This is a genomic window from Acinetobacter shaoyimingii, from assembly GCF_011578045.1.
In the GTDB taxonomy this organism is placed as follows: domain Bacteria; phylum Pseudomonadota; class Gammaproteobacteria; order Pseudomonadales; family Moraxellaceae; genus Acinetobacter; species Acinetobacter shaoyimingii.
Genome location: NZ_CP049801.1, coordinates 1,816,844 through 1,831,875 on the forward strand (window position 1 = coordinate 1,816,844; position 15,032 = coordinate 1,831,875).

General features: G+C 38.0%; 13 protein-coding genes. 5 read left to right on the forward strand and 8 right to left on the reverse strand.

Annotation, left to right across the window (positions count from 1 at the left end):
* Nucleotides 1-34: 34 nt before the first annotated feature.
* The 6 genes from G8E00_RS08095 to G8E00_RS08120 all read right to left on the reverse strand — a co-directional run bounded on the left by G8E00_RS08095 (nt 35) and on the right by G8E00_RS08120 (nt 7,007).
* Entirely contained in the window at nt 35-937 is a 903-nt protein-coding gene (locus G8E00_RS08095) for an alpha/beta fold hydrolase (RefSeq protein ID WP_166223555.1), read from the reverse strand.
* A gap of 24 nt (nt 938-961) precedes the next feature.
* The gene (locus G8E00_RS08100) at nt 962-2,455 is read right to left on the reverse strand and encodes a DUF2306 domain-containing protein (RefSeq protein ID WP_196781979.1); all 1,494 of its coding nucleotides are present in this window, start codon (nt 2,453-2,455) and stop codon (nt 962-964) included.
* 174 nt (nt 2,456-2,629) lie between these two features.
* A complete protein-coding gene (locus tag G8E00_RS08105) occupies nt 2,630-3,073 on the reverse strand; it encodes a winged helix-turn-helix transcriptional regulator (protein WP_166009988.1) in 444 nt (147 codons plus the stop codon).
* A gap of 243 nt (nt 3,074-3,316) precedes the next feature.
* Nucleotides 3,317-4,801 (reverse strand): sulfite reductase subunit alpha, encoded by a 1,485-nt coding sequence (locus G8E00_RS08110; protein WP_166223561.1) that lies wholly within the window; start codon nt 4,799-4,801, stop codon nt 3,317-3,319.
* A 12-nt stretch (nt 4,802-4,813) separates the two neighbouring features.
* A complete protein-coding gene (locus tag G8E00_RS08115) occupies nt 4,814-5,404 on the reverse strand; it encodes a PepSY-associated TM helix domain-containing protein (RefSeq protein WP_166009984.1) in 591 nt (196 codons plus the stop codon).
* Between the two features lie 28 nt (nt 5,405-5,432).
* Entirely contained in the window at nt 5,433-7,007 is a 1,575-nt protein-coding gene (locus tag G8E00_RS08120) for a DUF2271 domain-containing protein (protein ID WP_227591345.1), read from the reverse strand.
* A gap of 114 nt (nt 7,008-7,121) precedes the next feature.
* On the opposite strand from G8E00_RS08120, the gene G8E00_RS08125 reads away from it, so the two are divergent.
* The 5 genes from G8E00_RS08125 to gcvH all read left to right on the forward strand — a co-directional run bounded on the left by G8E00_RS08125 (nt 7,122) and on the right by gcvH (nt 12,229).
* The gene (locus G8E00_RS08125; protein ID WP_166223564.1) at nt 7,122-8,027 is read left to right on the forward strand and encodes a DUF4198 domain-containing protein; all 906 of its coding nucleotides are present in this window, start codon (nt 7,122-7,124) and stop codon (nt 8,025-8,027) included.
* Between the two features lie 289 nt (nt 8,028-8,316).
* Nucleotides 8,317-10,179: an ABC transporter ATP-binding protein gene (locus G8E00_RS08130; protein ID WP_166223568.1), complete on the forward strand. Its 1,863-nt coding sequence runs from the start codon at nt 8,317-8,319 to the stop codon at nt 10,177-10,179.
* 1 nt (nt 10,180) lies between these two features.
* Nucleotides 10,181-10,636 carry a MaoC/PaaZ C-terminal domain-containing protein gene (locus G8E00_RS08135; RefSeq protein WP_166223572.1) on the forward strand — a complete coding sequence of 152 codons (456 nt, stop codon included), beginning with the start codon at nt 10,181-10,183 and terminating at the stop codon, nt 10,634-10,636.
* A 111-nt stretch (nt 10,637-10,747) separates the two neighbouring features.
* Complete coding sequence (locus G8E00_RS08140) at nt 10,748-11,779, forward strand: helix-turn-helix transcriptional regulator (protein WP_166009977.1); 1,032 nt, start codon at nt 10,748-10,750, stop codon at nt 11,777-11,779.
* 75 nt (nt 11,780-11,854) lie between these two features.
* Entirely contained in the window at nt 11,855-12,229 is a 375-nt protein-coding gene (gene gcvH / locus G8E00_RS08145) for a glycine cleavage system protein GcvH (RefSeq protein WP_166009975.1), read from the forward strand.
* 60 nt (nt 12,230-12,289) lie between these two features.
* Here the strand turns inward: gcvH and G8E00_RS08150 are convergent, their stop codons facing one another.
* Both G8E00_RS08150 and G8E00_RS08155 read right to left on the reverse strand, forming a co-directional pair.
* Entirely contained in the window at nt 12,290-13,450 is a 1,161-nt protein-coding gene (locus G8E00_RS08150) for a PilT/PilU family type 4a pilus ATPase (protein WP_166009973.1), read from the reverse strand.
* 305 nt (nt 13,451-13,755) lie between these two features.
* Nucleotides 13,756-14,817: a 3-deoxy-7-phosphoheptulonate synthase gene (locus G8E00_RS08155; protein WP_166223575.1), complete on the reverse strand. Its 1,062-nt coding sequence runs from the start codon at nt 14,815-14,817 to the stop codon at nt 13,756-13,758.
* Nucleotides 14,818-15,032: the final 215 nt, after the last annotated feature.

A 15,032-nucleotide genomic window follows, 5' to 3' on the forward strand; every position in this document is an offset into this window, starting at 1 on the left:
AAAGCAAAAAGATATTTGTCTTGTAAAACTCCCTTTATTGATTTGGTTGTAAAGATGTTGTAAAACGATGAATCGTTTCAGCAACTTGATTTGGACAGCTTAATGGTGCCCAATGAGAAGCATTCACAAAGGATTCTGAATGCTGTGTTGCCCACTTAGATGTATCTGCAAATAAACGAGGCGGTAAGAAGGGATCTCTGACGGCAATGAGTGTATGTACAGGTACATCTGTTTGAACAACTTTTGCGGTCAAAACGCGTTGTAAAAGATTGGCGCGATAAATACCTAAATAACGAATGGCATCTCCCTCTAAGCCCTCATTTTTATGATAGATGACATTTCTTTCACCTTTGGTGACTAAGGTTTTCATCAACCAAGCACCTAATCCAATGCGCCACATCAGTTCAGGTAAAATGGGCATAGAGAAGAATGTCATTAGACTATTTCGAGCCAATTGATTGAACAATTGCCATAAATTAGTTGGTGTGGGTTTGAATAATCGACTTTTTAAATAAACGCCCACTTGTTCCAAACTAGGCGCCATTGTTGTAAACGAGGCAATACGCTTTGCACCTTCAGCATCACGAATCGCATTCCAACCATAAATTCCGCCCCAATCATGCCCAATAAGATGAACTTTTTGATTTGGACTCACAGCATCAATCACAGCAAATAAGTCTTTTAACAATTCATTGAATTTATAATGTTTATACCCTTGAATATGGGTTGATTCACCACAGCCACGCATATCAAAAGCCACGACATAAAAATCATCTTTTAGCGCTTGGGCAATCTTTTCCCAAAAAATAGCACGATCTGGATAACCATGAGCAAAGACCAAGACTTCTTTAGGATGCTCCGCAGTGGGTTTTTCACCCCATGTGTAAATTGCAAGTTCTACATCATCGGAATGGGCAAATAATTCTGGTTGTAACATGTGGGAGACTCCAATCAATTTAATTTAGTTATATTCGCGTGTGGCTTGTCCAAAAATCACATAGCTAAAGGCAAGAAAAAGTAAGGCAGTACTAAAACCAACAGGGATCACGAATCCTTGTCCTGCATCGAGATAATCAGGTGGAAGATGAAAAAAACTCAGGATAAAGAGTGTCAATAAAAATATGCTTGTAAAAGGCAATAAGCTCATCAAAAAGACTAAAGTCTCTTTCATATAAGCAACATTCTGACGGTGCGTCGCCATTAAAAAAGCGATCGCAAAGATGAAAATCAAAGCACCATAAACGCTATACATGGTGCCACCTGAAAAAATTAAATTTTGTGGCGCAAGGCCAATATTCCAGCCTAAATACACAGCTATAACGCCTGCAATACCAGCAAAAATAGCCAAAATTTGACTCAAAGCAATCTCTTGTCTCGTTAATGAATTTTGAGCTGATTTTTTAAGTAAATGATTGAAAATATACAAACCGAGGAGTAAAGCGGTACCCGTACATAGAACAAGAGACACATTTAAAAGTGATGATGAACTTAAAAGTGTATGTTCACGCTGAATCAAAGCTGTTGGCAGTAATTTTTCAGCAAAACTCAGTCCTGCTAAACCATTATTAAGAGAAAAATAATAAAAATTCGCTGCAATACTACAGAAAGCTAAAACATATAAAACAGGCTGTAATGTATGGAATTTCTGTACTGCACGTTCAGCAAATGCATGTGGTTTACGCTGCTTCATTGGACGTAAATATTGGCGGTTAATCACAATCAATCCATAACCAATCAAGATCGTTTCAGGTAACATAATGCCCATCGTCACAAGATTCAGCGTTTCTTGGTCAATTTCAGGAAATATAATTGCCAATAAAGCCCAATCCCAACGTAGCATTGGCGCAACCATAAGACATGCAAATGATGCTGCCATCCAAGCTTGATGTTCAAAAATTCTTTTTTTCTTGAGCGCGAGTACCGCCATAGAAATAGACACTAAAGATAAAATGCCAAAAACCCAAAGTGCAATCCAAGCAACCAAGTGATCATAAATATGATGCGGTGCTGTGTTGGCCAAATAAAGTAATGAAGTCACTACAGCAATGGGAACAGATATTAGATAAATCGCACCAATGGTTCGGTGCACTTTCATATGCTTTTTACGAAAAGAAGGCCAAAATTGAAAGGAACCTAAAAGCATACAAAAGCTTCCTAACAAGACGTGGATCAACATTAATATTTTGTTACAAGTCGACATGGTGGTGTAATAGACACCATGTTGTAATAATTTAGATTCAGTAAATCGCGATGGCTCTGTCATTTTTGACAATCCCCACAGTTCCATACCAAAGGGTTTCATATTTTCAAGCGTAGGGTCTTGTTCAACCTGATCGAGTTGTTTTTGCATTTGCTCCGTGGCATTTTCACTGGTAAACGGCAACATAAAGCGCCCTTTTGCTTCACTGAGCGCTACGATACCTGCGATTGTCATTGTTAATGTAATGATTAACATGAAAATCACTCCAGTTACTTTTCCTAAGAAATGTACTGGTACGTTATTTTTATTCATGCTCATTGAAACTGCCTAAAAAAATTATTTAATCAAATTTAATATTTCAAAACCCATATTAAGTTCCTTTTTAGAACTTATAAAACAAAAAAAGATGACTCGTCATTCACCTCTATTTTAAGCTAAACGAGTAGATGTGTTTGCTCTTGTTAAAGGTTCACCACAACATTGACATGTCATGACCAATCCAGCTTCATGACCACAACTTTTGTGAACATATCTCACCACTGGATAATTTTCATCTTCATTCATCCAGTCATTGCCCCATTTGGTGAATGTGAGCAAAATTGGATATAAAGCAAGACCGCGTTCTGTTAGCTTATATTCATATCTGGGTGGCGCTACTTGATAAGGTTTTTTTTCAAGAATTTTATGCTCTACCAAGCGATTTAAACGTTCAGCCAGAAGATGACGTGTCATACCCAGTTGATTTTGGAATTCATCAAAACGAGAAGTATGCATAAATGCATTACGAATAATGAGCAAAGTCCAACGATCGCCTAAAATAGATAAACTACGTGCAATTGGGCAGCTCACGTCTGATAAATCACTCCATTTCATATTTTTTCTCCAATGAATTACCACAGAGTATGCTTATTAGCATAAAATTTTCAAGATAAAAGCAAAATAAGTAAAGGGATTACGGAATTTTGCTGTTTAACATTCAGCGTTTATGCAGTAAAGATTGTTAAATAAGCACTTAGATTTGATCGTATTGAGCGCCTGCTTTTTCTTAACAATCATATCATGATTAAAAAACCCAATGATGACATTGGGTTTTTATGAACGCAGTACAAATATGATTTAATACACATCACGTAAATAGCGTCTAGATTGAATCAAATCCATCATGACCTGTTCACCTAAAATCTCATATAAGGTTTGATCAACATCTTTCGCCATGCTATTTAAACTACCACAGACACAGATGATAGCGCCTTGTGAAATCCATGTTTTAAATTGTTCAGCTTTAGTGTGTATACGATCTTTCACATATTTATCCTGATGACCATCACGAGAAAACACCAAATCAAGTTCAGGCAAATGAGCACTTGCTTGCCATCTTGCAAGTTCATTTGAATAGAGATAATCAAATTGCTGTTGACGCTCGCCAAAAATCAACCAATTTTGATGATGATTCAATTTTTCACGTTGATACAAATGAGATAATAAGCCTGCAATACCTGAACCATTTCCAATTAAAATCAGCGGCACAGCTATATCAGGAATATGAAAAGAAGCATTATTACGGATTCGGATTTGAATCTTCTCACTCAATTTTGAATGTGCTGTCATCCAACCTGAACCTAGTCCTAACTCACCATCAGTCATATGTTGACGAATGACCAGTTCGATATAACCTTGCGCTGGAATGCTCGCGACAGAATATTCACGAATACCTAAGGTAGGAATTTCTGTTAACCATTGTGAAAATGATTCATTTGCCTTTCTTTCTGGAATATTCAACAAATTCTTGGTTGTTAAATGCACTAAATCTTCAGCAGTACATTCAGGAAATTGTGTTTGAAACGCATGAAGTTGCTCAGTTGAATTTGCACACTGAACTTCAACAATATCCCCTGACTGCCAATGTAATTTATCATTGACAGATAATCGGACGCGATAAAGTGCCAATCCTTGACTGCCTGCATTCAGTAATTCACGTTCAATCAGTTGCACATGTTGCCATGCAGAACGAGACCGATCTTGATAAGTAGCCAATTGAACTTGAGTATGCAATGCAAGTTGTTGTGACCAACGCGCCAAATCATCTTTATTTAAATCATTGACACAGACCATTTCAAATAATGGCATTGCCTGTTGATTGATCAGCCATTGATTCAACTGCTGCCCAAATTGACAATAGTTTGCATAATGACGATCACCGAGTGCCAAAATTGCAAACTTTTTATCCGCGAGATTGATCGATTTAGACATGATGTTGTGTACAAACCCACGTGCAGTATCCGGTGCATCACCCTCACCATAGGTACTGGCAAAAAATAGAATGTTATTTGCATCCAATAAATGCTGTGTTTGAACATTCTGAATATCGAAAATGTGCACAGCAATATGATGTTGCTGTAATTGATCGAAAGTTTGGTTTGCAAAATGCTTTGCATTGCCAGATTGGCTGGCATAAATCAGTAAATATTCTGTTTTGATTGTACTGAGAGCCACCTGCTTTCGTTGTTTCATTTCGCTTATTTTTAAGTAAGCAATCCAAAACACATGCACAAAAAGCAAAATGGCGAGAAAAATCAGAATATATGTCGCAGCTTGAGTCATGTTCAATACTCTTTAAATGGCCAAAAACATCAGCCAAATGAGTAAGGCAATACTCACAGCCGTCAATGTCAAATGAGTGACTAAACGGGTTTTAATGCTTAAGAATAAAATATAACCTGCAATGGATAACAGTAAAATCACAATCGCAGAAATGTCGATGAGTAAACTCCAAGAGACACTTGCATTTTTGCCACGATGCAATTCATTCAGCAATGATACTGTAGAGGCAGGTTTTTGCGTAATTTCAGCCTCACCCGTATCCAACATGACCCAGACATCACTCGATCCTGCAGGGCTTTCAAGATGGATCATCACCTCTCCATCCAGCACTTCACTGCTCTTAAAACGCCCGACTAAATCTTGTTTTTGACGCACATAATTGAGGATATCGTCACTTGGGTTTTCTTTATTCTCAATTGTTTTGATCAATTGAGCAGGAAGTTGAATCGTAGTGGTGCTTTCTTCTTTAGCAGGTTCAAACCATTCGGGATGATTGAGCGTCAAACCTGTTGCCGAAAAAAATACTAAAATGAGAAAAGCAAAAGCTGAAAGCCAGCCATGCACATAACGTGCATGGCGGTAAAAGTCTCGACGTTGATACACAGTTAAATCTCAGTAGGAATTAATAACATTAATTCACTTTTTGGAAGTTAAGTTTCAGTGTGCCAATTTCTTTTTGTGCAGCCAAAGTTTGTGCAGAAGGTTTAGCTTTTACATCAAGATTAATGGTTTGATATGAGTGATCACCATGTTCACGTGCGGTTTCAATATGAACTTGATATTGACCTGCTGCGACTGGTTTTCCATGATCATCTTTACCATCCCAAGCCAGTTTATAATTACCTGGTTGGCGAGATGGTTTTGCTACGGCATCTAAGCTGGTCATTTGACGGCCGTAACGTCTCCACCATACATAGTTGGTGTTAATCCATTTTTCATCTTTACCCCAAACTGCAAGGGTTCGGACAATTTTCTTATCTTTATCTGTGACCCAAACAACCACATAAGGTGCACGATATTTTTCAACGTCCAGTTTTGGAATATTCAGATCAAGCACTGCTTGATAACCTGCTGGCCATTTTGCTGAACTTGAACTTGCAATATTCAGCATATCTGCTTGTGATTGTGTATGAACTAGATTGTTCCAACCGTTACTTTGGAATACTTGTCCATCGGCAGTAGTGAGTTTAGATTCATAACCCACTAAAGCATCAATCAGTTCTAGACCTTCAGATGGTGTCATTGCAGCTAAAGCTGTTGCCAAAGCATCTGCTTGTGCCGCACATTGACCCACAACAACACATTGCTCGACTTGTTGTAAAGGTGCACCTGTTTTAGGATCAAGTAGATGTGATTGACCTGCTAAGTTACGATAACCTTTACCACTAAAGGCAATGGCTTGATCTTTTAGATTAAGTACTTGATCTGGTGCGACATTGTCAAAATGATTAAATGCGCTTTGCACCCCAATACTCCAACCTTGTTGATCTGCTGTTTGATTTTGTTTGTTGGGTGCTTGGCCCCAAACACGCATATCACCACCAATATCAACTAACAGTCCTTGAATTGCAGGAACTTTTTCACGTGCGACTGCAAGTGCACGGTCAATGATATAACCTTTGGCATAAGCATCAGGTGCAAATTTCACTGCTGAATCTATGGCAATGGTTTTGCTGTCTTGGTCTAAAGACACACTATTTTGATCAAGCTGTGCAATTACTTGAGCACGTGTGTTTTGATCCAGCTTTTGAATGCCTTGAGATTTTTCCCAGAGTGCAATCAGTTGTCCTAAACGTGCATCAAAAGCACCGCAGGTTTGATGACGCATCGTTTCACATGCAGCTATCACTTCAAAAAGTTCTGGTGATGCTTGAATATTTTTCTCACGATTCAGTTGACTGATTTCACTGTCATCACGCCAAGTGGAAAGAATTTTATCTAAACGTGCAATTTCTGATTCAATGGCTTTATAGGCAGTTTTTGCTTGTTGTTTTGAAACGCCTGTGATCACCACATCTAAAGATGTACCCAGTACATGATCTTGATGGAATTGATGGCTTTGAAGTTGTGCTTGATCAAGCTGATTTGCACTTTGAGCTTCAGTTGCATGTGCACTGAATGGAGAGATCAGTGCAATTGCCATCACTAAAGGTGTAAGACGAGATACAGCACGTAAAGGATAGAAATTTTTAACAGTCGTAGACACCACTGATACTCCAAAATATTTTTGTAGATAATATTGATAATGATAGTTGTTATCAAGTAAATTAGTCAAAATTATTTAACACATATGATTTCACTTTAATTGGATGTATAAATTATGAATAACTGGCTAAAAATTGCTTTATTGTCGTCATTACCTGTAATTTCATCAGCTCACACCATCAGCCCTTTCGTTTTGCCAGAAGTGTTCGATACTAAAGCATCTCAAAATGTGAGTTTCCAAAGTGCAATGACCATTGAAAAGTTCTTTGTTCCAAGCATGAACTTTAAAACAACCTATTTAATCACTGAACCAGATGGCACGCAAAAAGCAGTTAATCCAGCGGCAACGTTGAAGCGTTTTAACGTCGCTGAATTTGATCTACCAAAAGAAGGGACATATCGTATTCGCACTGTCGATGCTGTAGGCAACAGCAGCAAATATGCATTGGTAGACGGTCATTGGTTACGTGTTCGCCCAGTACGTGCGCCTGCTGCTAATGCAGCAGCCAAACCTGAACCAAAACCAGAACAAAAAGCTCAAGCTGCTGCACAAGTAGCCACCAAACCAGCTCAACCACCACGTGTGATTGCAGCGGATCAAGTGCCAGCAAATGCTAAAACATTTGAAGTCAAAAGCCATATTATTGCTGAAAGCTTTGTGACTAAAGCAAAACCATCCGCTATTCCTGCTGTAACCAATAAAGGCTTCGAAGTAAAGCTGATCACTCATCCTAATGAACTTTATGCAGGTGAATCACTTAAAGGCCAAGTGCTTTACAATGGTAAAGCGGTAAAAGATCTTGAAGTTGACGTATTTAAAGGTGCAAGCAGCTACGATGTGAGCGCTAAACGTGAACAACCGCATGTTAAAACCAATGCTAAAGGTGAATTTGAAGTTAAGTTTGAAAATTCGGGGATTTACTTGATTTCTACAAGCTATCCTGAAGCCAATGCTGACAACACCAAAAAGCCACAAAGCGAAGTATTCAATTATGGTTTAACGGTTGAAGTTGCAGAGTAATCAATCTAAACATTTAGCTGTGTAAAAACATTGAGTTAAAGATTATTTATCGTCAGTTTTTATTCATAGTCTAAAAGTAAATTAAAGGGATAAATTTATTTATCCCTTTTTTATTTGAGCATAAAAATCACTAAAAATGAGTTTAAATGAAAGCTATAACGATGATGAATTTTGGGAAATGCTTTGGAGTAAAAATGATAATTGTATCAATGATGACGATATAGATTTGCGCATAGCACAATTCACAGTAAACTTAAGCCAGAGATAAAATGTTTAAATGAGAATGAAAATGCTGCAATGGTTCGAAAAACGAGTTGATCCTTATCCAGAAAAAAACTTGAATGAACCCTTACCGAAAACTTTTTTTCCATTTGTTTGGGACGCTGCTTCAGGCGTTAAACGCTATTTACTCTTATTGGTGATCTTCTCCGCACTGACTGCAAGTTTTGAAGCCATTTTCTTTTCCCAAATTGGGCATTTGGTCGATTGGCTAACAACATCGACCCCAGAAACGTTTTTAAGCAATCATCGAACACATTTAATGGTCTTAAGTGCAGTATTATTGGCTAATATTTTATTTGCCAATTTACAAACCGTTATTCGCCACCAGATTTTATTTAGTAGTTTTCCAATGCGTCTTCGTTGGCGTTTTCACAATTTACTGTTACTACAAGGCTTAGATTTTTTTCATAATGACTTTGCCGGTCGATTATCTGCAAAAGTCATGCAGACAGCACTTTCGGTGCGTGAATTTTGGGTCATTTTGGGCGATATGCTCACGTATGTTTTGATCTATTTCATTACCATCAGCGTAGTGATGGCTCAAGTCTCACCTATTCTGCTGATTCCTTTATTAGTGTGGTTAGGATTGTTTATTGGCGCTGCTTGTTTCTTTATTCCGCATTTAGGGCGAATTTCTAAAGATCAGGCCGATGCACGCTCTGTCATGACGGGCCGTGTAACGGATGCCTATACCAATATTCAAACCGTAAAGCTATTTGCCCACGCAGGTCGTGAAAGCCAATATGCCAAAGAATCGATGCAATTGTTTATGGTCACTGTATTTAAACAAATGCGTTTGGCGTCTTTATACAATATTTGCATTAATTTACTCACAGCCATTTTATTTTTTGGTGTTTTAGGCACCGCGGTTTGGTTATGGCTTCAGGGTCAGGCCAATATTGGTGTGATTGCTGCGACAACTGCCATGATTTTAAAACTCAATAGCATGGCAGAGTTTATGATGTGGCAAACCTCTGCTTTATTTGAAAATATCGGAACGATTCAAGATGGTATGGTGACCATGGGCAAACCGATTAAGATACAAGATAAACCAGATGCCAAACCATTACAGATCAAACATGGTGAAATCAAATTTGATCAGGTGAGTTTTGCTTATAATGATAAGAACGTAATTTCAAACTTGAATTTAACCATACATCCTGGTGAAAAGATTGGCATTGTTGGACGTTCAGGTGCAGGAAAATCGACATTAATTCAGCTTTTATTGCATTTCTATTCGCTCAATCAAGGCAAAATTTTAATTGACGGTCAAAATATTGAAGATATAACCCAAGACAGTTTAAGAAAAAATATTGCACTCGTGACCCAAGATACCTCTCTTCTTCATCGTACTGTCGCTGAAAATATCAAATATGGTCGACCAGAGGCTTCAGATGAAGAGATGTTTGAAGCTGTTCGAAAAGCCAAAGCTGAAGACTTTATTCCGAGTCTCACTGATTTAAGAGGTCGCATTGGCTATGACGCTTACGTAGGCGAACGTGGGGTAAAACTCTCAGGTGGACAACGTCAGCGTATTGCCATTGCACGGGTCTTTTTAAAAGATGCACCTATTTTGGTGCTTGATGAAGCCACCAGTGCACTTGACTCGGAAGTTGAAGCAGCGATTCAATCGAGTTTAGATGATTTAATGAAAAATAAGACAGTGATTGCAATTGCGCATCGTTTATCTACAATTGCTCAAATGGATCGTCTGATTGTTTTGGATCAAGGGAATATTGCTGAACAAGGTACGCATGACGAGTTGATTGCTCAAAATGGTATCTATGCACAACTTTGGCAAAGACAAACAGGTGGATTCCTGGTGGAACAAAAATTGCAAGAGCAAGAACACAACAAGGAACCTGAGTAACATGCTTTATCTAGAAGATTTAAAAGTTGGGGATCAATTTAAAAGTCGTGAATACGAAATGACTTTGGCAGAAGTTGAAGAATTTGCACACAAATATGATCCTCAAGTTTTTCATATCGATGCTGAAGCCACTCAAACACATCCTGTTTTTAAAAAAATTGTTGCTAGCGCTTGGCATACTTCAGCGGTGACTATGCGTTTACTCACCGAATGCTTTCCAATTGCCAATGGTTTAATTGCAACAGAATCTAGTCTACGTTGGACACGCCCTGCCAATGTTGGTGATCGTATACATATCGAAATTGAAATTGTTGCCATTACCCCTTCAATTACCAAATCAGATCGTGGTATTGTGACTTATGTCTCACAAGCTCGTAACCAAGATGGTGATGTTTTATTGCTCGCAACCAATAAAATTTTAGTGATGAAATCCAATTTAGGTCATGGACAAAGCTAAGCTTTGTCCTACAATTTAAAATGATTTTCATGCGATTTTATGTCACTATGTTTTTTAAATTACCTAGTTAAATAACATTATTAGAAAAATTGTGAACAGCACGGATCGCAAATGAAAACTGTCACTCCTCGTCAAGATTCAGGTATACCAGGCGTTTACGGCCTGTTACTTTTAGATGTAGTTTCCCGTTGGGGCTACAGCGCTGAATCTTTATTTACCCCTTTTAATTATACGAATGAGCAGCTCGCTGATCCTGATTTTCGTATCCCTCTGCATGTCGCCAATGAAATGATCATTTTGGCACGAAAAATGACTGGTGAAAGTACCTTGGGTTATCACCTAGGTAATCAGATGCGAATTTCAATTCATGGTTTTATTGGCTATGCCATTATGACCGCCAATGAAATTACTGATGCACTGGTACTTGCAAATCGTTTTATACAGCTTCGCATGCCATTTCTACAGTTTCATTTTTCGACTTTTACAGAGCAAGTGTCTTTGCAATTGCAATGTGATATTGACATTGAACCTCTGCGCACCGAAATTGTGATGGCGCTTACCTTTGGTGTGATCACAATGGCCAAAGCATTAACAGGTATTGAAGATCTGCACGGTGATATTGATTTTGATTTTCCCAAACCTGAAGGCTTTGATAAATACTTATTAAAAATGAATAAACTCAACAATATTCGTTTTGATCAACCGCATTTTTTGGCGTGTTTTGATAAAAAGTATTTAGGCTTAAAAATGGTCAATGCTGACCCGATTGCCAGTCAAATCGCCATTAATCAATGTGAAGCAGAGCTGTCTGAACTGGGTGAACGACGCCGTATATCCATGCGTGTCCGTGATATTTTGACGCATTCTGAACAACATTATCTAAGCATTGAACATGTGGCTGATCGCCTACATATGTCTGACCGCACCTTAAAACGTCAATTAGCTGCTGAAGGCACTTCATTTTCAACGATTGTGGATGAAGTTCGTTATCGACACGCGACATCTTTATTGTCACGTACAGATTATACCCTCGAACAAATCACCGACGAGCTTGGTTATTCTGATGTTGCCAATTTTAGTCGCGCCTTTAAACGTTGGAGCGGACGTAGCCCAAGTAGTTGGCGCAAAGATCCATATTTATAAAGTGTGTAAAACTTTCGTTTTATAAAAAAAACATGTATAACTCACAAAAACATTGTTGAGTAACAAGGAGTCCTCATGAATCATCCTTCAGATTTGAAGTATGCTGCTACCCATGAATGGGTGAAAATTGAAGGTGATCTGGTTGTGACCGGAATTTCTGATCATGCCCAAGATGCTTTAGGTGACTTGGTTTATGTCGAAGCACCAGAAGTTGGTCGCCAATTAACAGCTGGTGAGCAAGCTGGTGTCGTTGAATCAGTAAAAACAGCATCAGATATTCATGCACCAGTTTCTGGCGAAGTGGTTGAAATCAACCTAAACCTTGAAGATGATCCTGATTTTGTCAATGATGACCCTTATGGTAAAGGTTGGATCTATAAGATTAAACCAAACAATATTGCAGACGTTGAAAAACTACTTTCAAGCGCTGACTATGAAGCAGGTTTATAATTTTTAAGTCACCATAAAAAATCAGCCTTTTGGCTGATTTTTTTAATAGTTTTTTAATTTTTATTCACTTTCATCATGTTGCATATTTAAATTCATTGCACTTGGTGCAGAGTTGCCTTCACCTCGTTTACTTTTCAGTTTAATTTGTAGACGCAATTCGTTTGCCGAATCCGCATTTCGGATTGCCTCATCATAGCCAATGGCGCCTTCATCATATAAATCAAAAAGCGCTTGGTCGAAGGTTTGCATTCCCAGTTCGCGAGATTTACCCATAATCTCTTTTAGCTCGTGAAAATTTCCTTTTAAAATCATGTCTGAAATTAATGGCGTGTTGAGCATGATCTCAACTGCAGCACGACGCCCTTTTCCATCTTCAGTTCTCACCAAACGTTGAGAAATAATCGCTTTCATATTGGATGATAAATCCATCAATAATTGATTACGACGTTCTTCTGGGAAAAAGTTAATAATACGGTCAAGTGTTTGGTTGGCATTGTTAGAGTGCAGCGTACCTAAACATAAATGTCCTGTCTCAGCAAAGGCAATCGCATGTTCCATGGTTTCAGTGTCTCGAATCTCACCAATCAGAATGACATCTGGGGCTTGTCGAAGTGTGTTTTTTAAAGCATTGTGCCAATTGTGACAATCCACACCCACTTCACGATGGGTAATCATGGATTTTTTATGCTTATGCACATACTCAACAGGGTCTTCAACGGTAATAATATGCCCTGCTGAGCTTTCATTGCGGTGGTCGATCATGGCAGCTAAAGAGGTTGATTTACCAGAACCTGTCCCTCCCACGACCAGTACTAGACCACGTTTTTCCATGATCACTTTTTTAATCGATTGAGGTAGCTTTAATTTTTCAAAATTTGGAATTTCAGAAGTGATGGTACGAATCACCATCCCTACGTTCAGTTGCTGTTGAAAAATATTGACACGAAAGCGTGAAACTTCGGGTACGCTTATTGCGAAATTACACTCCATATCACGTTCAAATTCGCCACGTTGTTTCTCATTCATAATGCTATATGCAAATAATTTTGTTTTATCTGCAGTTAACGGTTGTGAACTGAGTGGTTTCATTAAACCTTGATGTTTCATACTTGGTGGAAATTCGGAAGTAATGAATAAATCCGATCCGCCATTATCAAATACAGTCTTCAGTAAGCGAAACATGTAATTACGAGCTTCATTTAATAAATCAGCTGTATACATAGAAGTGAACCCCGTTTAATTGCTTTAATATGCGATAACATCATGATTATTTATGAATAAAAGCTTGTGTTATCATTAAGTTGTTTATAATTTCAATAATGCATAAATTTGTGTAATAGCTCAAATTTTAAAATTAATACTACTACTTATTATTTTATAGATGTGTGATTTATTACCGTTTTGTGCGCTTTTAATTTCGACAATCAGATAAAAAACAATACCTGCCGTTAAAAAAAGAAAAAGCACACGGTGGTGCTTGATCTTAAAGAATCAAATTAAATTTTCTGCTTAAACATCCCAGACTTTTAAGCACTACGCTTAATTTTGAGTTGTTCATTCAACATTTCAGCAACTTCAATGAAAAGATTCTGCGTTTTATCCCAACCTAAGCATCCATCTGTCACAGACTGTCCATAAGTCATGTGGTCACATATTTTTTGCTGACCGTCAACCAAGAAGCTCTCAAGCATGATACCGCGAACATTGGTTAAATGACGTTCTTCAATAATCTGCTTTAACACTTCAGGTTGTTTGAGTGGATCTTTATGGCTATTTCCATGACTGCAATCAATGACTAAAGCTGGAAGCTTGCCATTGTTTTTGGCTTTGATTTTCTCAATTTCGCTTAACTGGTAGTTTGGACCATGATTTGCACCGCGTAGAATCAAATGCGGATGTGGATTCCCTGTTGAACTAATGATACACGGTAAACCTGATTGACTCATGCCCATGAATTGATGCGGATTTGAAGCAGATTGAATCGCATCCAAGGCAATTTGAATTGAACCATCTGTACCATTTTTGAAGCCAATGCTATACGGCATATGACTTGATATTTCACGATGGATTTGTGATTCGCTGGTACGTGCTCCAATAGCGCCCCAAGCCAATAAATCATCGAAATAACCTGTTGCCATAGGATTTAGAATTTCAGAAGAAATAGGTAAACCCAATGCGATAATGTCTAAATAAAGCTGACGGGATTTCTCAAGTCCCAATTGCATATTGCCAGAATTGTTGAGTTCTGGATCATACAGAAAACCTTTCCAACCCACTGTTGTACGTGGTTTTTCTATGTAAGTTCGCATGACAATGAAAATTTGATCTGCAACCTTCGCTTGAATGTGTTTGAGTTTTTGTGCGTATTCAAGTACAGCAACAGGATCATGAATCGAACATGGACCAGCAATCACCAATAAACGATGATCTTTCGCTTGTAAAATATTTTCAATGGTTTGACGATGCGAAGCAATTTGCTGTGCAAGTTGATCGGATAATGGGAGTTGAGCTTTTAATTGCTCTGGTAAGCTTAAGCAAACTTCTTGAGTTTTTTTTGTATTTTCTAAAGCGACATTTAAAGCATTCATTGGTGTTTCCTTTGGACTATTTTATTCAGTCCGATCGTTTATTTGAGCGTATTGAGTCGAATGGCTAGATTTTTAAATTGACTAAAGTAAAACCAATAATGATTGCTAAAATATGATGCGTTAAAAATGTTCATGTGAATACTCCCGAAATGTTAAAAAAGATGCATAAAAAAACCTGATTGGGGTTGCCCAATCAGGTATAAACTTTGATGGGC

Coding starts and splice junctions, on each gene's coding strand:
- G8E00_RS08100 (WP_196781979.1), bottom strand. CDS start 2,455: ATGTTAATCATTACATTAACAATGACAATCGCAGGTATCGTAGCGCTC.
- G8E00_RS08105 (WP_166009988.1), bottom strand. CDS start 3,073: ATGAAATGGAGTGATTTATCAGACGTGAGCTGCCCAATTGCACGTAGT.
- gcvH (WP_166009975.1), top strand. CDS start 11,855: ATGAATCATCCTTCAGATTTGAAGTATGCTGCTACCCATGAATGGGTG.
- G8E00_RS08140 (WP_166009977.1), top strand. CDS start 10,748: ATGAAAACTGTCACTCCTCGTCAAGATTCAGGTATACCAGGCGTTTAC.
- G8E00_RS08150 (WP_166009973.1), bottom strand. CDS start 13,450: ATGTATACAGCTGATTTATTAAATGAAGCTCGTAATTACATGTTTCGC.
- G8E00_RS08135 (WP_166223572.1), top strand. CDS start 10,181: ATGCTTTATCTAGAAGATTTAAAAGTTGGGGATCAATTTAAAAGTCGT.
- G8E00_RS08130 (WP_166223568.1), top strand. CDS start 8,317: ATGCTGCAATGGTTCGAAAAACGAGTTGATCCTTATCCAGAAAAAAAC.
- G8E00_RS08095 (WP_166223555.1), bottom strand. CDS start 937: ATGTTACAACCAGAATTATTTGCCCATTCCGATGATGTAGAACTTGCA.
- G8E00_RS08110 (WP_166223561.1), bottom strand. CDS start 4,801: ATGACTCAAGCTGCGACATATATTCTGATTTTTCTCGCCATTTTGCTT.
- G8E00_RS08125 (WP_166223564.1), top strand. CDS start 7,122: ATGAATAACTGGCTAAAAATTGCTTTATTGTCGTCATTACCTGTAATT.
- G8E00_RS08155 (WP_166223575.1), bottom strand. CDS start 14,817: ATGAATGCTTTAAATGTCGCTTTAGAAAATACAAAAAAAACTCAAGAA.